The following is a 24,322-nucleotide window of genomic DNA, read 5'->3' as shown; positions in this document are numbered from 1 at the left end:
TTTGGGATTTATTAAAAATCCCAAATCAATTATTAAAACATTTAACCAGTTATTGTTGCCCATGATTTTAAAGTCAGGGTTTAGTTTAGCATCTAAATGTTTAAGGCGATTTTTTTCAAAAGACCACTTAATCATTGCTAATTCAACAGAACGTAAACTATTACAAAATGGCAAAAGCAGAAGTAAAAGAATTATTAGAAGCAGGTGTACACTTTGGTCACTTGACTCGTAAATGGGATCCAAACATGGCTCCTTATGTATATATGGAGCGTAATGGTATCCATATTATCAACCTTTACAAAACAGCAGCTAAAATTGACGAAGCAGGACAAGCGTTAAGCAAAATCGCAGCTTCAGGTCGTAAAATTTTATTTGTTGCAACAAAAAAACAAGCAAAAGACATCGTTGCTGAAAAAGCAGGAAACATTAACATGCCTTACATCACAGAAAGATGGCCAGGTGGTATGTTAACTAACTTTGTTACTATTAGAAAAGCGGTTAAGAAAATGGCTGCAATTGATAGAATGAAGAAAGATGGTACTTTTAACTCATTATCTAAAAAAGAGCGTTTACAAGTAGATCGTCAACGTGCTAAATTAGAAAAGAATTTAGGTTCTATTAGCGACATGACGCGTTTACCAGCAGCTTTATTTGTTATAGACATCAAGCGTGAGCACATCGCGATTAAAGAAGCTCAAAAATTAAACATTCCAATCTTTGCAATGGTTGATACAAACTCTGACCCACGTCAAGTTGATTATGTAATCCCAGCAAACGATGATGCTTCTAAATCTATCGAGAAAGTATTATCTCACGTTGCAGATGCTATTTCAGGTGGTTTAGCTGAACGTAAAGCAGAAAAAGACGCATCAAAATCTGATGACGCTCCTAAAGCAAAAGCTAAAGCAGCTACAAAAAAGAAAGCAACTGCTGAAGAGGAAGAATAAACAAAAAATAATTATTACATAACATAAAATAAGTCGTTTAGTTCGTTTCTTCGCAGAAAATAATTGAACGACTTTTTTTAAATTTTAAATTATACAGAAGCTATGGTAAAAGTAACAGCCGCAGAAGTAAATAAATTAAGACAAGCAACTGGTGCAGGAATGATGGACTGTAAAAAAGCATTAGTTGAAGCAGAAGGTGATTTTGACAAAGCTATTGAAGTTCTTCGTAAAAAAGGACAAAAAGTAGCTGAAAAGAGAGCTGACAGAGATTCATCTGAAGGTGCTGCAGTTGCAAAAGTAAACGATGATAACACTGTAGGTGTTGCTATCGTATTAGGATGTGAAACTGATTTCGTTGGTAAAAACGAAAACTTCCTTGCTTTAGCTAACGAATTAGCTGATATAGCAATGAACCACAGTACTAAAGAAGAGTTTTTAGCTGCTGATTTTGGTGGTATGACTGTTGCTGATAAGTTAACAGAGCAAACAGGTGTTATCGGTGAAAAATTAGACATTACTTCTTTTGAAAAATTAGAAGCTCCTTATGTAGGGTCTTATGTTCACATTAACAAAATTGCTGCTTTAGTAGGATTATCTTCAAAAGTTGATAACGCTGATACTTTAGTAAAAGACGTTGCTATGCAAGTTGCATCTATGGGAGCAACAACATTATCTTACAAAGATTTTGACCCTGCATACATCGCTTCTGAAACTGAAGCTAGAATTGCAGTTATAGAAAAAGATAACGAAGAGTTAGAGCGTTTAGGTAAAACATTAAAAAATGTTCCTAAATATATCTCTATGGCTCAATTAACTCCAGAAGTTTTAGCTCAAGCAGAAGAAGATGCTAAAGCTCAATTAAAAGCTGAAGGTAAGCCAGAACAAATCTGGGATAAAATTTTACCAGGTAAAATGGAGCGTTTTATCTCTGATAACACAACCTTAGATCAAGAACAGTGTTTATTAGATCAAAACTTCATTAAAGATGAAAAAATGAACGTTGCAAAATACGTTTCTTCTTACGGAGATGTTGAAATCACAAATTTCAAACGTGTATCTGTAGGATAATAAATATCTTATCACAAAAAAGCTTCTCTTTTAGAGGAGCTTTTTTTTTAATTAAACACTACATAATTTCTCAAATTAAAAAGAAAAAAATTATGTAGTTTTGCTAAACGCTTGTTCCCTAAAAAAAGGAAACTATTAATAGTCACAACTAACAATGAAATACAAAAGAATTCTCCTTAAACTTTCTGGCGAAGCATTAATGGGCAATCGCCAATACGGTATTGATCCTGACAGACTTGCTGAATACGCACAAGACATTAAATCTATCACAGACAAAAATGTAGAAGTAGCTATAGTTATTGGTGGTGGAAATATTTTTAGAGGAGTTGCTGGTGCTAGTAAAGGTATGGATCGTGTTCAAGGTGACTACATGGGTATGCTAGCCACTGTAATTAATGGTCTTGCCTTACAAGGCGCTCTAGAAGATGCTAAAGTACCTACAAGATTACAAACAGCAATAAAGATTAATGAAGTTGCTGAACCTTTTATAAGACGTAAAGCTATGCGTCATCTAGAAAAAGGTCGTGTTGTTATTTTTGGAGGAGGCACAGGAAATCCTTATTTTACAACAGATTCTGCTGCAGTATTAAGAGCAATAGAAATAGAAGCTGATGTAATCCTAAAAGGAACTCGTGTAGATGGTATTTATAATGCTGACCCAGAAAAAGACAAATCTGCAATAAAATTTGACCATATCTCTTTTGATGATGTTTTACAACAAGGCTTGAAAGTTATGGATACAACAGCATTTACATTAAGTCAAGAAAACGAGCTTCCAATAATAGTATTTGACATGAATAAAAAGGGCAACTTACTAAAAGTTGTATCTGGAGAAAAAATTGGAACAAAAGTAAATTTATAATACCTATTTTGGTTTTTGGCAAATTTTTTGAACTAACCAAAAAAATTAAATTTTTTAAAAGATGAACGAAGACATTAAATTTATATTAGATTCTACCAAAGAGGCTATGGAAAACGCTATTAAACACCTTGAAAAGCAGCTTGTAAACATTAGAGCAGGAAAAGCTAGCCCTGCCATGTTAGGAAGTGTTATGGTAGATTATTATGGTTCTCAAACACCTTTAAGCCAAGTAGCCAATGTAAATACTCCTGATGGTAGAACTATTTCTGTACAACCATGGGAAAAAAATATGCTTCAAGAAATTGAAAGAGGCATTATGATGGCAAACCTAGGTTTTAACCCAATGAACAACGGAGACTTAATAATAATTAATGTTCCGCCATTAACAGAAGAAAGACGTCTTACACTTGCTAAACAAGCAAAAGCTGAAGCTGAAGACGCTAAAGTTGGTGTTAGAAATGCAAGAAAAGACGCTAACAATGACATCAAAAAATTAAGTGATGTATCTGAAGATCTTCAAAAAAATGCAGAAATAGACGTACAACAAATGACTGATGCATACGTTAAGAAAGTTGATGCTATTTTTGAAAACAAAGAAAAAGAAATTATGACCGTATAATTAAAAAAGCAACTACACTAGTTGCTTTTTTATTCTATTTTTTAAAATCCCTACAATTAATGCTTAAACACGTTGCTGTTGTCTTTTTCTTTTTGATGTGTTTTTGCGCACAGGCTCAAATAACGCCAAAAACCGAAACAGATTCAGTAAAAACAGTTCAGGATTCTCTTAAGCGAGCTAACTTTATTAAGCATTTAGGGTTGGGATACTTCCCTACAAGATTTTTAGATCTTGACTTAAGATACCTAATAAAATATAATCAATACGAAGCCTTAAGAACCGGATTAGGTGGTGTTACAAACAATGCTTTTTCTGAAAAATATAAGATAAACTCTTATGTGGTTTATGGCTTTAGAGATCATCGTTTTAAATATAGTATAGGTGGTGGTTTTAGGGTAAATCCAGAAACAAACACGTGGATAAACTTATCATATACAGATGATTTACAAGAAACAGGTAGTTCGGTTTTTTTAACAGACAAACGCTTTTTTCAGTTTTTTGAACCTAGGCTTTTAAATATAGATTTGTTTCACAAGCATATTACAAAAGCTATTTCTTTAGAGCATGAAATATCAAAAAACTTGCTTTCTGAAACAGAGTTTTCTGTTAGTAATATAAACCCTACTTATGATTACGAATATGTTCTCAACAATAAATCTTATCGGGAATTTAATTTAAGTTTATTGAAATTCTCATTACAATGGGAACCTTTCAACACATATAAGTTAGATCCTAAAGCTGAAAAATACATCTCAAAAGAAGCGTTTCCTAAATTCACCTTACAGGTTACAAAAAACTTAAAAAACGTTTTTAAAAGTGAGTTCAGTTTCTTTAAAGTAGATTTTAGAACTGTTTATGAAATATCAACTACAAGCTTAGGTTTATCAAAATTCACATTAAGTGCTGGGTATGCACATGGAGAAACACCTCTCACCCACTTATATCATGCCTATCCAAACAACATAAATAAAGAAACCATTATGCAACGTTTCTCTGTAGCTGGTATAAATAGCTTTGAGACAATGTATTTTAATGAGTTTTTCTCTGACAGGTATTCAACATTACAATTTAGACATTACTTTAAGCCTTTTAAAATATCTAATCGTTACCGACCACAACTTGTGTTTATTTCTAGGTTTGCAATTGGTGACATGAATAAGGCTGAAAGACATCAAAATGTTACGTTTGGCACACTAAACAAAGGCTATACAGAATCAGGTTTAGAACTTAACAAATTGTTATTTGGCTTTGGCTTGAGCTTTACATACCGCTATGGTGCTTATCATTTACCAAACCTTGATGATAATATTGCGTTAAAGTTCACATTTAACGTGACATTATAAAGAATTCCCTTTATGTAATACATAGGTTTTTCCTAACTTTGCGCTTCTTTAAGAAAAGTATGTTTAAATTATTTACAAAAGGATTTTGGGACGTAATAGCTAGACTCATTTTAAGAAATAAAATTGGGATTCTTGCTAGCATTATCATTGTAACAATACTATTTAGTACGCAATGGAAAAACATGCGTTTTACCTACACCGAAGCAAACTTACTACCAGACGACCATGATGTAAATCAGGTTTACAATAACTTTTTAGATATTTTTGGGGAAGAAGGAAACCTAATTGTTTTTGGCGTAAAAGACTCAACGCTTTTTACAGTTGAAAAATTAAATGCCTGGAATAAACTCTCTGAAACGTTTAAAACTTTTAATGAAGTTGAAACCGTAGTATCTATCAAAGATTTACAAAAACTTGTAAAAGATACAGACAATGAACGTTTTCTATTAGAGCCTTTTATAAAAGACTCGATAACTTCTATGTCTCAAATAGATACATTAGAGCAAGAGCTTTTTAAACAATATCCTTTTTATGACAATTTCTTATATAATAAAGAGACTAAAACAGTTAGAACAGCTGTTTACTTAAAAAAAGACATTGTAAATACTGCTGCTAGAAAAGATTTTGTTTTTGATCTTTTAGTACCCGAAATAGATGCTTTTGAAGCTAAAACAGGTATAGATGTTCGTGTTTCTGGTATGCCTTACATTAGAACATTAAATGCTCAAAATATTGTTGATGAAATTGGTGAATTTATTGCAGCTGCGCTTTTTGTAACCTCTTTAATATTCTTTTTATTCTTCAGATCGTTTAGAGCTACACTTATATCACTTGTTGTGGTATGCCTTGGTGTTATGTGGACGTTTGGTATTATTGGCTTTCTAAACTATGAAATAACAGTACTTACTGCATTAATCCCACCTTTAATTATTGTTATTGGTATACCTAATTGCATTTTCTTAATCAACAAATACCAGCAAGAAGTAAAATTACACGGTAATAAAGTAAAATCACTACAACGTGTAATTACTAAAATAGGTAACGCCACGTTAATGACAAACGTTACTACCGCATCTGGTTTTGCTACTTTTATTCTTACTGAAAGTCAACTTTTAAAAGAATTTGGTCTGGTGGCATCATTAAGCATTTTAGCCATTTTTATTTTGTGCTTATTGATTATTCCTATTATTTACACGTTTTTACCTTACCCAAAAGATCGTCATTTAGAACACCTTAACAAGCGCTGGATTGGTGGTTTTGTAGATTGGATGGAACGTATGGTGAAGCAGCGTCGTATTACGATATATATTTCTGCTTTATTGCTTTTAATAGCAAGTATGATAGGTATCAATCAAATAAAAATTTCAGGAAGTTTGATTGAAGACATGTCTAAAGAAGCACAGTTTTTTAAAGATATTCGTTTTTTTGAAAGCGAGTTTAATGGCATTATGCCTATGGAAATTTTAGTAGATACAAAACGTAAAAAAGGCGTTATGAAGCTATCTACTTTAAAACGCATGAATGAACTTGAAGACCTTATTAACGAAATTCCAGAGCTTTCAAAACCTATATCTGTTGTAAGTCTTGTAAAATACTCTAAACAAGCTTACTACAACGGAAACCCTAAATATTATCAGTTACCAACTAGCCAAGAGAACAGTTTTATAATGAGTTATGCTAAAAACTCATCAGCTGAATCTAACTTACTTGAAAATTTTGTAGATAGCACCGGACAATATGCGCGTATTACTACATTTATGAAAGATATTGGCACAGATAAAATGGAGCGTATAGAAGAAGATCTTCAAGCTAAAATAAACAAGCTTTTTCCTAAAGAACAATATGATATAACTATAACAGGAAAAGCGCTAGTGTTTCAAAAAGGCACAAAATATCTTATTAAGAATTTAGTGATTTCGTTATCACTAGCCATTTTACTTATATCCATTTTTATGGCATATATGTTTAGATCATTTAGAATGATTGTTGTATCACTTATTCCTAACTTATTACCTTTGGTTATTACAGCAGGTTTAATGGGATATTTAGGTGTTCCTATAAAACCATCAACAATATTAGTTTTTAGCATCGCTTTTGGAATCTCTGTAGACGACACCATTCACTTTTTGGCAAAATATAGACAAGAGCTTCAAAGCAACCATTGGAAAATTAGAAAATCTGTTTACGGTGCTTTACGTGAAACAGGCGTAAGTATGTTTTACACTTCTATTGTATTATTCTTTGGTTTCTCTGTATTTACCATTTCTAGTTTTGGTGGCACAGTAGCTTTAGGTGCTTTGGTTTCAGCCACGCTTTTATTTGCAATGCTTTCTAATTTATTATTATTACCATCATTACTATTATCATTAGAAAGAAATATAGCCAATAAAGAAGTTCTTAAAGAACCTGCCATAAATATCATCCCAGATGAAAATGACTCTGATACTAACGAGATTAATTCTAGTACAGAAAAAAACACATAAACATTTATCTTTGCATTCATAAAATATAAATATCATGAACACAAGTACAGTAGCAGAATTACTTGATAAAGACATAACATTACAAGAAATAGAAATTAAAGGTTGGGTAAGAACATTTCGTGCCAACCGTTTTATTGCTTTAAATGATGGTTCTACATTAAATAACATACAATGTGTTGTAGACTTTGAAAACACAGATGAAGCTCTTTTAAAGCGCATTACAACAGGTGCTGCTGTTCATATAAAAGGAGAGCTAAAAGAAAGTCAAGGAAAAGGCCAACGTGTAGAAATTCAAGTAAATTCTATTGAAATTTTAGGTGATTCAGATCCTGAAACATACCCTATTCAGCCTAAAAAACACTCATTTGAATTTTTACGTGAAAATGCACATTTACGCACAAGAACAAACACATTTAGTGCCGTAATGCGTTTACGCTCGTCGTTATCATTTGCTATTCACAAGTATTTTAATGATAATGGCTTTTACTACATGCATACACCAATCATTACAGGAAGTGATGCCGAAGGTGCCGGAGAAATGTTTAGAGTTAGTGCTTTAGATGCTAAAAACCCACCATTAAATGAATCTGGTAGTGTAGATTATAAGCAAGATTTCTTCGGAAAAGAGACAAACCTTACAGTTTCTGGACAATTAGAAGCTGAAACTTACGCTATGTCACTTGGTAAAGTGTATACTTTTGGACCAACGTTTAGAGCTGAAAACTCAAATACATCGCGTCATCTTGCCGAATTCTGGATGATAGAACCAGAAGTAGCCTTTATGGATTTAGCAGGCAATATGGATCTTGCTGAAGACTTTATGAAATCAGTTTTAAGCTATGTGATGGAGCACAACCGCGAAGACCTTGAATTTCTTGAAAAACGTTTGCTTGATGAAGAAAAAACAAAGCCTCAAGCAGAGCGTAGCGAGATGAGCCTTATAGAAAAAATAAACTTTGTTATAGATAACAACTTTAAGCGTGTAAGCTATACCGAAGCGATTGATATTCTTAAAAACTGTAAACCTAACAAAAAGAAAAAGTTTAAATATCTTATTGAAGAATGGGGCGCAGACTTGCAAAGTGAACACGAACGTTACCTTGTAGAAAAACACTTTAAATGCCCTGTAATTTTGTTTGATTACCCTGCAAACATTAAAGCGTTTTATATGCGCTTAAATGACGACGGAAAAACAGTAAGAGCTATGGATATTTTATTTCCAGGTATTGGTGAAATGGTTGGTGGTTCTCAACGTGAAGAAAGGCTAGATGTCCTACAAGAAAAAATGAAAGCTTTAGATATTGATGAGAAAGAGCTTTGGTGGTATCTAGATTTACGTAAATATGGAACAGCTGTCCATTCTGGGTTTGGCCTTGGTTTTGAGCGTTTAGTTATGTTTGCTACAGGCATGACAAACATTAGAGACGTCATTCCATATCCAAGAACACCACAAAACGCAGAGTTTTAAAAAAATAAGCTATAATATTTTCATAAAACAATCTACTTAACCTTATAAGTAGATTGTTTTTTTTATACAAGTTGGACCACAGTCTTTGGTGTCGGGTTGTTTATAAAATGGGAAGCTCATTTAATAATAATTCATATAAGTATCATTAATCTATTGAAATTATTTCAATTCCAAAGTCAAAACATTGCTCTCTTCGCTGACTATATCCAGCTTCAATCCAACTATTTTCATTCGCCAAATAATGTTTTTTATATTCTCTAAACTGTGATCTTTCTTTAATTTGTACTACACCAAAAGATGGTCTCTTATCAAATCCACTTTGTAAATAAAACTCTTCACTATATAACGATACAAAAATACAGATTCCTTCTTTTGGAAAAATTACCTCTTCTTGATTCTTTAAATCAATCTCTACTAATTTCTGATTTTCTAACTTACCTACTGATAAATCCTCTTTAAAAATTTTTTTATCAGGTAAGTGTGTGGTGGTATCGATTGTCATTAAATTTACCTTGAATGGAATATATTTATTATCGCCTTTTTGAGCTTTGTTTTTTGAATTAAGAATTATTTTATTTATAAAATATTCCTTTTTCTTGTAATTCGGGATGTAAACTGCAATCTCTAAAGAATTAGGAAAAGTCACGTCTTTTCTATCATATAGAGGATCTAAAACTGATCGTTCTGGCAATAATCTATTAGTTTTTTTTCTTTTTCCTGTTTTTAATATAACTTCATCTAAAGAGTTTATTTTTTCATTGAGATAAATGTTTTTAGTTCTTTTTAAATCTTCATAACGAATTGTTATTTGTGAATATGTTAAATGAGATAGTTTCAAAACATCATTGTCCTCTGGAATGTTTTCATCAAATATAATCTCTCCTTTTTGATTTGAATATGCTAAAATTTTTTCATTTAAAAGAATATGTGCATATTCTATACTTGTTGAATCTTTAGCACTCAACACTTTATACACAACTTTAGATTGACAAAAACAATTTAAAGTAAATGCAAAAAAAAGTATAACTTTAATTTTAAGAATTTTAAACATAATTAGTGTATTGTATAGTCTAGAGTGCTAATACAACACCCTAGACTAATAATCAATTATTCAGGAACACAACTTAAAGATTCCATAGTTTGAGCAGGGCATGGTCCAGTTTGCTGTTGCCAAGAGCCAAATAATCCCTCTTTAACTTCCCATGTACACTCACAGGCATAAACGCCACCATTATACACCATAATATTGCCTGTACCTTGTAAATTACGTATTCTACGTCCACCTGTAATTTCTTTTTGCTGCTTTTTGTCGAGAACAGCAACACCTTCTAAATCTAAAATGTTTTTTAACATAATGTAAAAAATTAATAAAATTATATTTGCTGTGAACATTTTAAGACACTCACAGTTTGTGTCTATTCCTCGCGAAAGAATATTTTAATATTTCGTTTGCTTTAGAATAAAAAGTTAAGATTATTAAACACCCAATACTTACTCCTGTATCGCTTCAATTCTATTAATCACCTCATTAAATTGAACCGTATTACCTGGTGATGGCGCATTCATTAAAAACACATTATTTTTTCCATCAAGAATAGCATAATGCGGAATAGAACTAACATTAAAAAACGTTCTTAAGGCTGAATTATTCGTTTCGGGTATTAAGTATTGATACTTATCCATGCCAAACTCTTCCAATTCTTCAACTTTTTGCTTCCATTTTTCAGGGTCTTTATCAATTGAAACATATATAAAACTTATGTTTTTTTCTTTAATCAATTGCTGTCTATATTGATAACTATTTTTAATTTCCTTGATACAAGGCGCACACCAACTTGCCCAAAAATCAATAATTTTTGTTTTATCTTTTTGTTCCTTCAGTACCTCTTTAAAGGTCAGAATTTCTCCTTCTGGATTTATAAGTGTATCAGAAAAGACCTTATCTATTAACTGGTTGTTTATAGTATTTAACCGTCTATTTACTTTTTGTAAAACAGCTTTAAACTTTTCATTTTCAATTTGTGGCAGGTAGTTGTCAATTTTATCTTGAAGAATATCTATGTTTTTTAAATCTAGTTGTTTATTAAATACAGAAAGCATTTTTGTAATGGCATATTCTTTTGTTTCGCCCTTGAGGTGCTTTTCAATAAAATTTAATTGGAATTCAAGTACTTCTCTTGAAAAGGCATTATCTCCGAATTTCATTTCTGTTATAACCTTAATATAATTAGTTAAGGCCAACTGAAAATACACATTATCATCTTGATCATTACGGTTAAAAATTTCAACATCTATATCTTTTAAATAATCTGTATAATCTGTTATTGCTCCTTTAGGTAACAGTTTTGTGTTTAACATACCATTAATGTACTGAAACCTTAAAACAGCTCTAATCTTTTGATAAAATGAATTGGAAGTGTTTCTGTCTTTTGCGTATTCTTCTAAAAAATCCAATCGCTTTTGATAGTCTGTTTTTCTATTCTCAATAAAATCTGAAAGTCCTAATTTTTCATCATAATCCGGATATTTTAAATTTAAATCATTGAGCTCCTTAAAAAAATTGTAATGTGCTGCATTTGTTCCCTTAAATATTATTGTATTATTCTCCAATCTGTAAACTAACGAATCTCCGGGAGTAACATATACCATAAACGGAATAGACATAGGTTCAAAGCTGTAAAACTTAAACAATCTTGGTGTTTCTAAATTAAAATGAAAGTTTAAATCTTCTTTATCACTTTTTCTTTTTAACATTGAAAACTCATTATTAAACTCCACATTAGTTTCATCAAGTAGTACGGACTTTATTAGAGTATCATTCTTATAGCGATAGTATAAATTAACTTGCTCTAAATTGACATCCTTTTCATACGATGATTTTTTTTTCTGACAATTAGATAATCCAATAACTATTATAATTATCAACAATAATTTAATAAATTTTTGATGTTTTTTCATAGAAATATAATTTTGTACTACAATTAATTTAATGAGAAAGCAATGTACATAAACTAATATTAAAACAAGTTTTGTAAGAATTATTCTCAAACGAAAAACTATCTTCGTTATTCTAAACAAAGAGTAGATTATTTTTTTATTTTTATAAAAACAGGAAATCAATAATGCTAAAGCAGTATTTACAATTCAAATTATCACAAAAATTATCGCCTCAACAAATTCAGTTGATGAAGCTGATACAATTGCCTACACAAGCTTTTGAGCAACGTTTAAAGCAAGAATTAGAAGAAAATCCTGCACTTGAAAGCGGCAAAGAAAGATCAGATGATTTTGATGATACATTTGATAATAGTACTGATGAATACAATGATAATGAAAGCATTAATTCAGAAGACATTAACGTTGATGAATACTTAAGTGATGATGAAATTCCTAGTTATCGTACGCAAGCTAATAATTACAGTAGTGATGATGAGGAAAAAAATGTACCCTATGCAGCTGGAACATCATTCACACAATATTTAACCAACCAACTTAATACCTTTAGGCTAACCGATGAAGAACGTGACATTGCCGAATTTCTAGTTGGAAGCGTTGATGAAAGCGGTTACATACGTCGTGATCTTCTTGATATAGTTGATGATTTAGCATTTACTCAAAATGTGTATACTGATGAGGCTACCGTTGAAAAAGTACTGCATAAAGTACACCAATTAGATCCCGCAGGTGTTGGCGCTCGTAACCTTCAAGAATGTTTGAGCATTCAACTACATAGAAAAGAAAAAAACGCTGATACCGAATTGGCTATTGAAATTATTGACACTGCTTTTGAGCAATTCACTAAAAAACACTACAAAAAACTCCTTCAAAAGTTTGATATCACCGAACAACAACTAAAAGATGCCATAGATGAAATTGAGCACCTAAACCCTAAACCAGGTGGCTCTTATTCTGGCAATAATAGAATTGTAGAACATGTTGTTCCTGATTTTGCCATTAAAATTGTTGACGGCGAATTAGAGTTAACACTCAATGGCAGGAATGCTCCAGAACTTCATGTATCTGCCGAGTATAACAATATGTTGAAAGGCTATAAAGCATCAAAAGAAAAATCAAAATCGCAAAAGGATGCTGTATTGTTTATTAAACAAAAGCTAGATGCTGCTAAATGGTTTATTGAGGCTATTAAACAACGTCAACAAACGCTGTTTGTAACCATGAGTGCTATTATGCATTATCAAAAAGAATATTTCTTAACTGGTGATGAACGTAAGTTAAAACCAATGATTCTTAAAGATATTGCTGATGAAATTGATATGGATGTATCAACCGTTTCTCGTGTAGCAAACAGCAAATATGTAGACACGCCTTACGGTACCAAATTAATTAAAGAATTCTTTTCAGAATCAATGACCAATGATCAAGGTGAGGAAGTTTCTACAAGAGAGATTAAAAAAATTCTTGAAACAGTTATAGAAGAAGAAAACAAGAAAAAACCGCTTACAGATGAAGCTCTTGCTAAAATTCTAAAAGAAAAGGGATATCCTATTGCTAGAAGAACAGTAGCTAAATATCGTGAACAGCTTGATATTCCTGTGGCTAGGTTGCGTAAGAAGATTTAATGGATCGTCTTTTTAAATGCATATCGTTGGTTTTTCACCCTGTTTTAATGCCGCTTTTTGGGGTGACTTTTTATTTTGCTAAATCACCAAGATTTATACCAACTCCTATTATACAAGCCAAGATAATATCACTTTTTATTCTTACGGTATTACTACCTATTCTTCTTTACTTTTTATTAAAAACTATTGGGAAAACTAAAACCATTTATTTAGAAACTCCTGAAGAACGTGTTTTACCGTTATTATTAAACTGTATTATAACCCTTTTAATACTATTTAGAGTGCTTCCTAGCACTGAAATCATTGAGTTATACTACTTTTTTGTGGGGATTCTTATATCGTCTTTAGCATGCTTAATATTGGCTATACTCAAATTTAAGGCTAGTATTCACATGATTGGGGTATCTGGTGTTTTTATGTTTTATGTTGCCTTAAGCATTCACTTCAGCATCAATATTATTGGTACATTAGCGTTAATGTTTATTATAATGGGAAGCGTTGCTTCTTCTAGACTACACCTTAAAGCCCACAATGGAAAAGAGTTGTTTACAGGGTGTTTTTTAGGGCTTTTACCTCAACTAATTTTAGTTAATTATTGGTTATAGGATGTAAAATATCAAACCTAATTTTATAGCACTTACATCTAAACTTTTATTATTTATCATAGCATCATCACTAAAAATAGTATTCAAACCATAATAAAAATGTAAGTTCCAGGTATTGTAACCTGCACTTAAAGTCAATCCATACTGAAAATCATTCATATCAGACAAATTGGTGTGCTTTATAGCTCCTATATCACCTTTAAACTTATATGTATCTGCTAACACATACCCTAATTTAATACCTGTATAAATACGCCAAAACTTATACTCATTTGCCGTTGATGTTCGCCACCTAAACTCTATAGGTAATTCAACCTTGTACGTTGTTAATTTATTTTTAGAATAGGATATATCTGAATCACTTAAAATACTATAGCTATAATTACCTAAAGCATCTTTATTAATAAACATATTATTATTAAAAGAGTTTGATGCTAAACCTAGTCCTAAACCAATAGCTACATTTCTACGCTTATTAATAGGCATATCTTTAATAAAACCAAGTAAAACACCGATTGAAAACCCACTTTGAGAAAGATTAGCTGGTTTATTTACTAGTATATTGTAAGTAACTCCTGCATAAAATTGATCCTCTTTATAAGATGCATACCTTGTCTTTAAAGAATCTGAAACAGCTTTATCATTCAATGTTTCTTGTGAAAAAGAATGCGTGTAAACTAGCGAGAATATAAAAACCAAAAAAGAATATTTCATATAACTAAAAATAATATAACATTTACAATAAAACAAAAGGCGTATTGATTTCTCAAAACGCCTTTGTAATATTTAAAATTAAGATAAAATTAATTATCACTTACACCTTGTAAGGCATCACCTTTTCTGGTTTTATAATTAATTTTAAGAGCATTAACTTCTCGTAATTCTTGCTTAATATCAGAAACAAGTCCCATATTAGTTTCCTTATCAACACTTAAAACGGTTGTTAAGAAAGGAACTTCTTCTTCTCTTTTAGCAGCGCGCTCTGCAGCTATAAAAGCTTTAATCTCATCTACTCCAGCAAATTTATCATTTAACTGAATTCTAGATAATGATCCGTATTGCTTGTAACTACTGCTAGGCTTTCCTGCATAAATATACATAAGTAAATTACGCTTGGCTAACTTTTCTACTTGGTTAGCTGCAGGTAAACGGTTTTCAATTTTCAACGTGTTTTGACGCATAACCGTAGCCACCATAAAGAAGAATAGCAACATGAATACAATATCAGGTAATGATGCTGTAGATATTGCTGGCAAATCGCCACTTTTTTTCTTTTTAAATTTAGACATAATATTTATTTATCTAATTAGACTTTTTCGGCTCTGCTTCAGAGAACTTTTGAGGAATTAAAACTTTTATTGCTTCAATTTTATCCTTTAATCTTGCTTTGTCTTCAGCTGATGTTCTTGGGTCAGAATACATCTTATCTGCTTCAACATAACCCATATTTAAATTTGGGTAAGCTAATTTAAATTCTCTATCTCTCAACTCATTGTAAGCCGCTATGATTTCATTTTGAACAGCTATATAGGTATCATACCTTGTTAACCTATCATTTTGTAATGAAATAATGGCTTTTTGAAAGTTATCAGAAGATTGCGGGTTACGCTTTCCTTTACATTTCTCACATCTATCTTGTCCAGTTCCTCCACCATTATCTAAAAAAGCAACGGCTTTTTTACGTAAATCTTTAAGTTTAACAACTTCTCCATCGTTACCATTGGCTTTTAAGAAAAGTTGATTCTTTCCGTTTACGGTTAATTGAAAGATGTTACGCTCCTTAATAATAGGAGGTTCAGTCTCTTCAATTGGAGGCAACTTTCTATTTAAACCTGAATCAATTTCTATGGTTGTAGTAACCAAGAAGAAAATTAACAGTAAGAAAGCAATGTCAGCCATAGAGCCTGCATTAACTTCTGGTGCTGATCTTTTTGCCATAATTATTATTTATTCATTATTTTTTTAACTCCAGAGAATAGCATTGATATTGCTGCTACAACAATTAATATGTAGAACGCTAATAAACCAGCTCCTACCATAGTTGATTCTCCTTCTGTAACTGCTTCTCCATTATATAGGTATTGTGTAGTGTCGCCTCCTGACATAGCATAAGAAATAACTAATATAGCGGCAAAAATACCTACACCTACTAATGTATTTTTTAATGTTGCTGCATTTGTAAATAGGTTTTTAAATACAAACACTACTACAAACAATATGACTAAAGCCATAATTGCATAAGCAACATATGCGATTGGATCTACTATTGCAGTATCTCCCATAGCAGCATCAGCTTTGATAGCTTCGTCTCCAGCAGAAATAATTCTTACTAGAAAGACAATACCTAACAAACCTAAAACGGCTGCTACAATTTTTAAAATTTTATGTAAACTCATAATGTTTTATTGAATTTATGATTATTACTTCTTGTTTCTGATTAACAAGTCCATTAATGTAATTGACGCATCTTCCATATCGTTTACGATGCTGTCAATTTTAGCAATAATGTAGTTATAGAAAATTTGAAGAATAATCGCTACGATAAGACCAAATACTGTTGTTAAAAGTGCTACTTTAATACCACCTGCAACAAGTGATGGTTGCATATCTCCTGCAGCTTGAATCTTATCAAAGGCTTGAATCATACCAATTACCGTACCCATGAATCCTAACATTGGTGCTAATGCGATAAATAAAGAAATCCAAGATACGTTTTTCTCTAATTGTCCCATTTGAACACCACCGTAAGCTACAACAGCTTTTTCTGCAGCCTCGATACCTTCGTCAGTTCTATCTAATCCTTGGTAGAAAATAGAAGCAACAGGTCCTTTTGTGTTTCTACAAACTTCTTTTGCAGCTTCAACACCACCTGACTGTAATGCTTCTTCTACATTTTGAGTTAATTTTTTTGTATTTGTTGTTGAAAGGTTTAAAAAGATAATTCTTTCAATAGCTATCGCTAACCCAAGAATTAAACATAATAAAACGATTCCCATAAATCCAGGGCCACCTTCTATAAAACGTTTTTTAAGTTCTTGGTGGAATGATTCACTCTCTGCTGTTGCTGCTGCATCATCAGTAGCTTCATCTTGAAATGTAGTAACAACAGTTGTAGCACTTGTTAATGCTGTAGTTGCTGCGTTAGCTGTTCCGAATGCCATAAAACACATAATGGCAAGGATAGAAAATAATCTTTTCATTGTTCTTGTTCTTAATTTTATTAGTTAAAGTGTTAAAGATATAAAAAAAATACGATTAAAAAATAAAAATAACTGCAGAGAGGAAGGGATTCGAACCCTCGATACGCTTGTGACGTATACACACTTTCCAGGCGTGCGCCTTCGACCACTCGGCCACCTCTCTGTATTTTAATTTTTAATACAGTGTAGCAAATAACAAAAAAACTTTTGAAAGCTAAAAATTTTGAAAGTTAATTTTAAGACAATTCTCCTCTTAAACTCGTTTCAAATATGGTTTTGAACGTGTTAGAGGCTACATTTTCTCCTAATAAATACATGAGTTTTGCAATGGCCGCCTCGGTTGTTATGTCTTTTCCTGAAATAACACCTATGGTTTTAAGCTGAGAACTAGTTTCATATTGCCCCATATTTACACTACCTCCTGAACATTGTGTGACATTTATTACTTGAACTCCTTTTTTTATTAACTGCTTAATCACATCTACAAACCAATCTTCGGTAGTGGCGTTTCCTGCGCCATAGGTTTCTATAACAATACCTTTTAAGTTAGGGTTGTAAGCCATACACTCTAACACAGATTTTGAAATACCCGGAAACAGCTTTATTAGAGCTATGTTTGTATCAAATGTTTTATGAACTACTAGTTTTTTTCTGGCGTTGGGTTTGTATAAATCATCATGATTTACCTTAATATGAACACCAGATTCTGCCAAATGCGGGTAATTTAAAGATTCAAAAGCCTCAAAATGTTCGGCATTAATTTTTGTGGTTCTATTACCTCTATATAATTTATATTCAAAATAAAGTCCTACTTCTCTAATTACTGGACGGTTTCGTCTTTGTAAAGATGCCATTTGTATAGACGTTATTAGGTTTTCTTTTGCATCAGTACGTAAATCTCCTATTGGCAATTGAGACCCTGTAAGTATTACTGGCTTAGCGAGGTTCTCTAACATAAAGCTCAATGCTGATGCTGTATAACTCATTGTATCGCTACCATGCAAGACTACAAAACCATCATATGACTCATAATGTGTTTCAATAATTTCAGCTATTTGAACCCAATATTTAGGACACATGTTTGAAGAGTCTATAGGCTCATCAAAAGAAACAGTAGAAATATCACAATCTAAAAGTTTTAATTCAGGAATTCGTTTTAATAGATTATTAAAATCAAAGGCTTTTAAAGCGCCTGTATTGGGATTTTTTATCATCCCAATGGTGCCTCCGGTATAAACTAAAAGTATTTTAGGATTGTTTTCCATACTTATATATTAAAGATATCTTTTGAATTTTTCGTGGTAACTTCAGCTATTTTTTCTTGCGGAAGCTCATAAAGATCTGACAGTTTTTCTAACACCTTTATAATATAGGCGCTTTCATTACGCTTACCGCGATATGGTTTTGGTGCCAAATATGGTGAATCTGTTTCTAAAACAATATGCTTTAAATCTATTTGATTTAAAAATTGATCTATTTTACCATTCTTAAATGTAGCCACACCACCTATTCCTAGTTTCATATTGTAGGAAATAGCTTTTTGAGCTTGTTCTAATGTCCCAGTAAAGCAATGAAAAATCCCAAACAAATCATCTGACTTTTCGGTTTCTAATACTTCAAAGATTTCATCAAAAGCATCTCGGCAATGTATTACTATTGGTAATTTATAATGCTTTGCTAATTTTATTTGATGTTTAAAAGCGTCTTTTTGAATAGCCAATGTAGATGTATCCCAATATAAATCTATTCCTATCTCACCTACCGCATAAAAATGACGTTTAGCAAGCATCTCTTCTACATGTGCTAACTCTTTTTTGTAATTTTCTTTTACTGATGTTGGATGCAATCCCATCATTAAAAACACATTGTTTGGAAAATCTTGCTCTAACTGCAACATAGAATCTGTATACCCTGAATCTATTGCTGGGATAAAAAAACGTGAGACATTATTATCTATAGCACGTTGAATCATTGCTGCTCTATCATCATCAAAAGCGTCACTATATAAATGTGTATGTGTATCAGTTACTATCATAAAGCAAAAATAAAAAAGTCATCAGCAACCTGATGACTTTTTTACTACTATTTGTATAATATGTTTAATCTAACTTTTTGATAAGCTTTTGTGCTTGTTTATAGTCATCTGCGTCTTTAGGTAGAGTTTGAAGTATTTTTAAACAAGCTACATTATCTTCTTGTTTAAGCTTACTTAATGCCAAATACCAAGTAGCTTTATTACGATATACTGATGGCGAAGCAATTATGTTTTCAAAAACAGCATCAGCTTCATCAAAACGATCTAGCTCTACAAGAGCCACAGCATTATAAAGTTTTAACTCAAGGTTGCTTGCATCGGTTTTTAATAATTCTGAAAAATACTTATTAGCGTTTTGATAGTTTTTATTGTTAAAAGCTGTTTCGGCTTTTGTTAATACATCTTGTTGTGAACCTCTTACGGTTAAACTTATTGATTCATAATTAGCAAAATCATCATAAACTGGATTTGAAAATTGCTGGCCAATAAAAAATCCTATTAATAAAATAGCTGCTGCTGCCACAGAATAATACCAAGGATTTATACGCTTTACTTTGTTTTTGGCAACTGCTTTGTTTTGAAAATATGTATTTGAAACCGATTCTAGATTTGTTTTAAAAGCCTGATTTTTTTCATCATTCTCTATATGATGTTTTAAAAATTTAGAAGCATTTTTATAGCTTTCAAAAGCCAACTTCACATCTGCATCAGTGTTTAAGCGTTTTTCAAAAGCCAACTGCTCTTCAGGTTTTAAATCACCTGTTAGGTATGCTTCAAATGTTATATAATCTTGTTCTTGCATGATTACTGTTTTAGGTTTTGATACTTGGGAGACTCTTGAACCATTTTAGTTAGTTTACCAATACATAAGGATTTCTTTTTTCTGGCATAGGCATAGGTAACTCCTAGACTTTGAGCAACAGCTTCCATTGATTTAATTTTAAAAGTTGCTTTTAATAAATCTTTACAAGCTTGCCCTAACTTTTGAAACATCTCTGTAAAAAGATGATGTTGTTGTTCAAACAAACTGCTTTCAAAGGCAAGTTCTTGAGCATCGTCATCTTTAGATAATACTTCCTCATTAATTGTTACCTCTTTATTGTTTGTTTTTTTTAATTGATTGAGCCATTTACGCTTACACAGTAAAAAAAAGTAAGCATCAAAAGGACATGTTAACTGCAAGCCTTTTTCATTTGCTTGGTTATAAATAGTTATTATAGTTTCTTGAATAATATCTTTTGCTTGGGATACATCACCACTATTCTGCTTAATATAGTTTATCACTTTTGGTGCAAACTTATTATAGATGGTTTGTATAACAAACGTGTTGTTTTGTACCAACCCATCTATATATTTCTGGTCTTCGTGAATTTTTTTTTGGCTCATGAACCCTTGTATTTTCTACTAATTTAAAAAAACTTTCAATTAAAAGGGTAACAAACTTTAATCGGTTTTGATATAAGGGTGTAACAACAAAACTGTTGCATTTAAAAAAAAGAAACTCAAACTCAAAAAACATTAAAGTCATGAAAAATTCAATTTTAATTATCGCTACAGTAGTTTTTACTTTTCTTAATGTAAACGCTACAAATGAAAAAATGATCCTTAACACTTCTAATGAAGTGATAGAAATCACAAAAGATAAAATCGTAAAAGTTTATGATTGGACAGTAAAAACAAACAAAGGCACTTATTCTGGAACATCGCTAAATCTAGAACACGCCAATAATATGATAACGCTAGTAAGCTCTGGAGAAATCATTTTAGAAAAAAAAGTAGAAAGCTTCTTTATGCTTAATAGCGAAGTAAAAAACAAGGAAAAGAGAAATTACTTTTGGGAAGTAACAAGTACCAAAGGCTATGCTAAAGGTTATTCATCTTCAGAGAAAGATGCTCACAAAATGATAAAACTTGTAGCATCTGGCGACATTATCACTTCAAAAATAATTTTCAGTCAGCCAAGACAATAAATAACCTTTAACAACATACAACAGGGTAACAAAATTGTTGCCCTGTGTATATAAACATGAATACTAATATAAAACCGTATTAATTATGAAAAATTCAATTTTATTTCACAACCCATTAAAACACTTTAATGCTGTGAGCAAAACATTAAAAACCTTATTTGGAACCCTACTTGCACTGATTATATTAAGCAGTTGTAATGTAAATGATGATGCTGACCCTATTTACATTGGTAGTAATGCACCAACATCTCAAGAATTTGAAAACATTAGAGAGCAAGCATTAGAAAATATTAAACAAAATTTTCAATTTAATGCAGACGATGGATTCATCACGTTAACGTCAGATAATAATGTTACCATTTCTATAAACGCAAATTGCTTAACAAAAAACGGTGATCCCGTAACTGGCATGGTAGATTTAGAATACATAGAGATTTTTAACAAAGGGAACATGTTTACCACAAACAAACCTACCATGGGCATTATGCCAAATGGAGACAAAGCCCTATTAATTTCTGGTGGCGAATTTTACCTAGAAGCTACACAAGATGATGTTGTTTTAGCTACCAATTGCCAAATACAACTTAATGTTCCTGCTAGTTTAACAGGTGGTCCAGATAACGACATGAGCTTATGGACTGGCGAAATTGACGAAGATGGAAATCTTGCTTGGAGAGAAGCTGAAGATGTTACAGGACAAGGTGGCGTTTTTGCTGAAGGAGGCGAATATTATGCGTTTTTAGATAATTTTGGTTGGACAAATATTGATCGATTTTACAATGATCCTAGACCAAAAACAACCATTTATGTGCAAGCGCCATTTGGTTACGATTATGAAAACAGCGCTGTTTATTTATCTTATGATGGAGAAGATTCTGGACTTGCTGCTCTAGATACTTATGAAAGCGGTTTGTTTAGCGAACATTATGGACAAATTCCTATAGGATTAGAATGTCATGTGATTTTTGTTACTGAACTAGATGGCTTATGGAGATATGCTATAAAATCTGTAACCATAGCTGAAGATGATATTATAACTTTTACCCTTGATGAAACAAGCACAGCAACAGAAGCAGAGCTGATAACAATAATAAATAATCTGCCTTAATTTAACCTTGAGAAAAGTGGCGGCTATTATTGCCGCCGCTTTTTGTATTTTAGCTGTAACCATAACCTCAACGATATGAAAACATTATACACTACAATTGTTGTTTTTTGTTGTTTCTTTTCTGTTTATGCTCAAGAAACAATAACAAATGATTCTATCTCTAGAATAGCCACAATAAAGCATCGTATAGAAGGCACTCATGTTGAGTTTACTCCCGAAACTCCAACGCTAGAACAAATAGCTGGTGCGCCAAAAGCATTTTACTCCTATTATTGGGAGTTTGGAGATGGCACTTACAGTAAAGAAAAAAATCCAAAACACACATATAAAGCCACAGGTGATTACGATATTAAATTCTGGGCAACAAACAATTACGATACCGGGAAGCCACCAACTACAAGACCCAAGAAAATAAGTATATCTCAAGCAGACTCTTCTACACTTGATGAAGCCTCTATGACCGAAGATTTCACCCTGCAACGTAATAGAGAACCAATGCCTAATGAAGAAATAGCGGTCATTATGAGTTACAGAAATTATCTAAACTACACGACTAATGGCAAACTATATATATTCTACAACGAGCAAAAGTACAAGGCCAACAACTTTGAAATTACCGATGTAAGAGCTCATCATGGTGAAAAACAAATCTCTACAGAGGGTTTTGTTTACACCAATACTATAGACAATACTGAAAACACCCTACTTGCTTCAGCAGAAAACAATTTACTACAACTCAAATCAAAGCCTCAAGACACAACCATAAAAACAAATCTTCCATTAACACTAGAAGCGTCTAAGCTTTACTATAAAGACTGGAATCTTTTTGAATTCGACAATATGAAACCTAATGAAGAACGCAACTTATTCTTCACTATGAGAACACCACAAGAAATGCTAAAAGACACAAGCGCTATTATTTCTATTCGAGGTGTTTATGTTCCTGACGCTAATTATGACAACCATAAAGTAAAAGATATGGAGATGGAAATTGTTACATCTCACGACCCGAATAAGATGTCTAGCAATGGTACGTTTATGAATTATAGACTTGTTAGATTTAAAACTTTAAAATATAAAATAAAATTTCAGAATAATGGCGAAGGCCCAGCAAGAACCATAAGGCTAGAAACTGATATTCCAGAGATGCTAGACAAATCAACAATTGAGGTAAAAGATATGTACCCAAAATGTAAAATATGTCCTAAAGAAGAAGTTCGCTATAGCTGTCTAGACACAACTTTTACTGATACGCAGGCTATTTTTACATTTAAGAATATATACCTTCCAGGAAGCGAACAGAAAAATGTAAAAGAATATGATTCTACTAAAGGTTTTGTAAAGTACACCATTAAGTTTGCTAAAGATTTTCATAAGAAAAAAACCAAAAGTAGAACAGCTATTATTTTTGACAAGAATGAACCAATAATCACTAACTATTCTACTACCAGATTTGTTCCTGGATTATCTATTGGTGTTAAAGCTGGGTATAATTCATTTTCAGATTTAAAAGATTCTGAAAGCTACTTTTTTGGAGCCACATTATCACCTTACAAATCCTATCGCTGGTATTGGCAAGTGGAATTACTAAATAGTTTTCATCGTTATAAAGATGACACAACCATTCAAGAGTCTTTCACTGATGGTCCTCAAGGTTTTCAGTTTTTACAGCGTACTACAACCAATACTAGCTATGAGAATATAGATTGGGAAATCCCTGTGCTTATTCGCTACAACATAAATAATTTTATTGGCGTTGGTGCAGGCTTGCAAGGCATGCTCACAATAAGTGAAAAAGCATCACAATCACAACTAGTAGAAAATTATGAAGGCACAGATCCTGATGCTCCTATTTTTGAGTCGTTTGAGACAAGCTCTGAAAATTCAGAATCATTTGCAAATTTCAAAACCGGATTATTGCTTGATGTCACTGCTGGATTTGCTAGAATTGGTCCAAGTGTTGGCGCACGTTATGTTATCAACTTTAAAGAAAATTATAACTACTGGCAGTTATATGCTATCTGGAAATTTTAA

At 32.0% G+C, this 24,322-nt stretch carries 24 protein-coding genes and 1 tRNA gene; 12 read left to right on the top strand and 13 right to left on the bottom strand.

Going from position 1 to position 24,322, the window contains the following annotated elements; translation table 11 throughout:
- The first annotated feature begins 167 nt into the window (after positions 1-167).
- From rpsB to asnS, 7 genes are all read left to right on the top strand, one after another.
- Positions 168-947, top strand: coding sequence for a 30S ribosomal protein S2 (gene rpsB / locus ACN5J3_RS02330; protein WP_418509033.1), 780 nt, complete (start codon positions 168-170; stop codon positions 945-947).
- A gap of 102 nt (positions 948-1,049) precedes the next feature.
- Positions 1,050-2,015, top strand: coding sequence for a translation elongation factor Ts (tsf, locus tag ACN5J3_RS02325; RefSeq protein ID WP_344727647.1), 966 nt, complete (start codon positions 1,050-1,052; stop codon positions 2,013-2,015).
- Between the two features lie 154 nt (positions 2,016-2,169).
- Positions 2,170-2,877: a UMP kinase gene (pyrH, locus tag ACN5J3_RS02320; RefSeq protein ID WP_344727645.1), complete on the top strand. Its 708-nt coding sequence runs from the start codon at positions 2,170-2,172 to the stop codon at positions 2,875-2,877.
- Positions 2,878-2,938: 61 nt separating this feature from the next.
- Positions 2,939-3,496 carry a ribosome recycling factor gene (gene frr / locus ACN5J3_RS02315; RefSeq protein ID WP_418509031.1) on the top strand — a complete coding sequence of 186 codons (558 nt, stop codon included), beginning with the start codon at positions 2,939-2,941 and terminating at the stop codon, positions 3,494-3,496.
- 59 nt (positions 3,497-3,555) lie between these two features.
- Positions 3,556-4,839, top strand: a complete 1,284-nt coding sequence (locus ACN5J3_RS02310) for a DUF5686 family protein (RefSeq protein ID WP_418510630.1) — start codon at positions 3,556-3,558, stop codon at positions 4,837-4,839.
- A 59-nt stretch (positions 4,840-4,898) separates the two neighbouring features.
- Positions 4,899-7,322 (top strand): efflux RND transporter permease subunit, encoded by a 2,424-nt coding sequence (locus ACN5J3_RS02305; protein WP_418509029.1) that lies wholly within the window; start codon positions 4,899-4,901, stop codon positions 7,320-7,322.
- Positions 7,323-7,356: 34 nt separating this feature from the next.
- Positions 7,357-8,790: an asparagine--tRNA ligase gene (gene asnS, locus ACN5J3_RS02300; RefSeq protein ID WP_344727633.1), complete on the top strand. Its 1,434-nt coding sequence runs from the start codon at positions 7,357-7,359 to the stop codon at positions 8,788-8,790.
- 145 nt (positions 8,791-8,935) lie between these two features.
- Here asnS and ACN5J3_RS02295 read toward each other — a convergent pair whose 3' ends face one another.
- The 3 genes from ACN5J3_RS02295 to ACN5J3_RS02285 all read right to left on the bottom strand — a co-directional run bounded on the left by ACN5J3_RS02295 (position 8,936) and on the right by ACN5J3_RS02285 (position 11,748).
- Positions 8,936-9,841, bottom strand: a complete 906-nt coding sequence (locus tag ACN5J3_RS02295) for a hypothetical protein (RefSeq protein ID WP_344727624.1) — start codon at positions 9,839-9,841, stop codon at positions 8,936-8,938.
- A 56-nt stretch (positions 9,842-9,897) separates the two neighbouring features.
- Positions 9,898-10,143: a hypothetical protein gene (locus tag ACN5J3_RS02290; RefSeq protein ID WP_344727622.1), complete on the bottom strand. Its 246-nt coding sequence runs from the start codon at positions 10,141-10,143 to the stop codon at positions 9,898-9,900.
- Between the two features lie 138 nt (positions 10,144-10,281).
- Positions 10,282-11,748 (bottom strand): TlpA family protein disulfide reductase, encoded by a 1,467-nt coding sequence (locus ACN5J3_RS02285; protein ID WP_418510629.1) that lies wholly within the window; start codon positions 11,746-11,748, stop codon positions 10,282-10,284.
- A 164-nt stretch (positions 11,749-11,912) separates the two neighbouring features.
- Here ACN5J3_RS02285 and rpoN point away from each other — a divergent pair, with 164 nt between their 5' ends.
- Both rpoN and ACN5J3_RS02275 read left to right on the top strand, forming a co-directional pair.
- Complete coding sequence (rpoN, locus tag ACN5J3_RS02280; protein WP_418510628.1) at positions 11,913-13,370, top strand: RNA polymerase factor sigma-54; 1,458 nt, start codon at positions 11,913-11,915, stop codon at positions 13,368-13,370.
- Complete coding sequence (locus ACN5J3_RS02275; RefSeq protein ID WP_418510627.1) at positions 13,370-13,975, top strand: hypothetical protein; 606 nt, start codon at positions 13,370-13,372, stop codon at positions 13,973-13,975. Before rpoN ends, ACN5J3_RS02275 begins: the two co-directional genes overlap by 1 nt.
- On the opposite strand, the gene ACN5J3_RS02270 is transcribed toward ACN5J3_RS02275, so the two are convergent.
- The 10 genes from ACN5J3_RS02270 to ACN5J3_RS02225 form a co-directional block, all read right to left on the bottom strand.
- The gene (locus ACN5J3_RS02270; protein ID WP_418510626.1) at positions 13,970-14,689 is read right to left on the bottom strand and encodes a porin family protein; all 720 of its coding nucleotides are present in this window, start codon (positions 14,687-14,689) and stop codon (positions 13,970-13,972) included. The two genes, ACN5J3_RS02275 and ACN5J3_RS02270, sit on opposite strands and share 6 nt — an antisense overlap.
- 89 nt (positions 14,690-14,778) lie before the next feature.
- The gene (locus ACN5J3_RS02265; protein WP_344727592.1) at positions 14,779-15,264 is read right to left on the bottom strand and encodes a biopolymer transporter ExbD; all 486 of its coding nucleotides are present in this window, start codon (positions 15,262-15,264) and stop codon (positions 14,779-14,781) included.
- Between the two features lie 13 nt (positions 15,265-15,277).
- Entirely contained in the window at positions 15,278-15,913 is a 636-nt protein-coding gene (locus tag ACN5J3_RS02260; RefSeq protein ID WP_417290654.1) for an ExbD/TolR family protein, read from the bottom strand.
- A 5-nt stretch (positions 15,914-15,918) separates the two neighbouring features.
- A complete protein-coding gene (locus ACN5J3_RS02255) occupies positions 15,919-16,371 on the bottom strand; it encodes a hypothetical protein (protein WP_344727583.1) in 453 nt (150 codons plus the stop codon).
- 24 nt (positions 16,372-16,395) lie between these two features.
- Positions 16,396-17,175 (bottom strand): MotA/TolQ/ExbB proton channel family protein, encoded by a 780-nt coding sequence (locus ACN5J3_RS02250; protein ID WP_417290655.1) that lies wholly within the window; start codon positions 17,173-17,175, stop codon positions 16,396-16,398.
- Positions 17,176-17,250: 75 nt separating this feature from the next.
- Positions 17,251-17,338 (bottom strand) — tRNA-Ser (locus tag ACN5J3_RS02245).
- 73 nt (positions 17,339-17,411) lie between these two features.
- Positions 17,412-18,440: an asparaginase gene (locus ACN5J3_RS02240; RefSeq protein ID WP_417290656.1), complete on the bottom strand. Its 1,029-nt coding sequence runs from the start codon at positions 18,438-18,440 to the stop codon at positions 17,412-17,414.
- 2 nt (positions 18,441-18,442) lie between these two features.
- Positions 18,443-19,210, bottom strand: a complete 768-nt coding sequence (locus ACN5J3_RS02235) for a TatD family hydrolase (protein WP_418510625.1) — start codon at positions 19,208-19,210, stop codon at positions 18,443-18,445.
- A gap of 64 nt (positions 19,211-19,274) precedes the next feature.
- The gene (locus ACN5J3_RS02230) at positions 19,275-20,012 is read right to left on the bottom strand and encodes a tetratricopeptide repeat protein (RefSeq protein WP_418510624.1); all 738 of its coding nucleotides are present in this window, start codon (positions 20,010-20,012) and stop codon (positions 19,275-19,277) included.
- Between the two features lie 2 nt (positions 20,013-20,014).
- A complete protein-coding gene (locus tag ACN5J3_RS02225; protein WP_418509019.1) occupies positions 20,015-20,596 on the bottom strand; it encodes an RNA polymerase sigma factor in 582 nt (193 codons plus the stop codon).
- Positions 20,597-20,736: 140 nt separating this feature from the next.
- On the opposite strand from ACN5J3_RS02225, the gene ACN5J3_RS02220 reads away from it, so the two are divergent.
- The 3 genes from ACN5J3_RS02220 to ACN5J3_RS02210 all read left to right on the top strand — a co-directional run bounded on the left by ACN5J3_RS02220 (position 20,737) and on the right by ACN5J3_RS02210 (position 24,322).
- Positions 20,737-21,180, top strand: coding sequence for a hypothetical protein (locus tag ACN5J3_RS02220; RefSeq protein ID WP_344727566.1), 444 nt, complete (start codon positions 20,737-20,739; stop codon positions 21,178-21,180).
- Between the two features lie 85 nt (positions 21,181-21,265).
- Positions 21,266-22,288: a hypothetical protein gene (locus ACN5J3_RS02215; RefSeq protein ID WP_418510623.1), complete on the top strand. Its 1,023-nt coding sequence runs from the start codon at positions 21,266-21,268 to the stop codon at positions 22,286-22,288.
- A gap of 75 nt (positions 22,289-22,363) precedes the next feature.
- The gene (locus ACN5J3_RS02210; protein WP_418510622.1) at positions 22,364-24,322 is read left to right on the top strand and encodes a DUF7619 domain-containing protein; all 1,959 of its coding nucleotides are present in this window, start codon (positions 22,364-22,366) and stop codon (positions 24,320-24,322) included.

The sequence above is a fragment of the Corallibacter sp. genome (assembly GCF_048381695.1).
GTDB classification, from domain to species: domain Bacteria; phylum Bacteroidota; class Bacteroidia; order Flavobacteriales; family Flavobacteriaceae; genus Corallibacter; species Corallibacter vietnamensis.
This window is presented reverse-complemented; position numbering and strand designations above follow the sequence as displayed.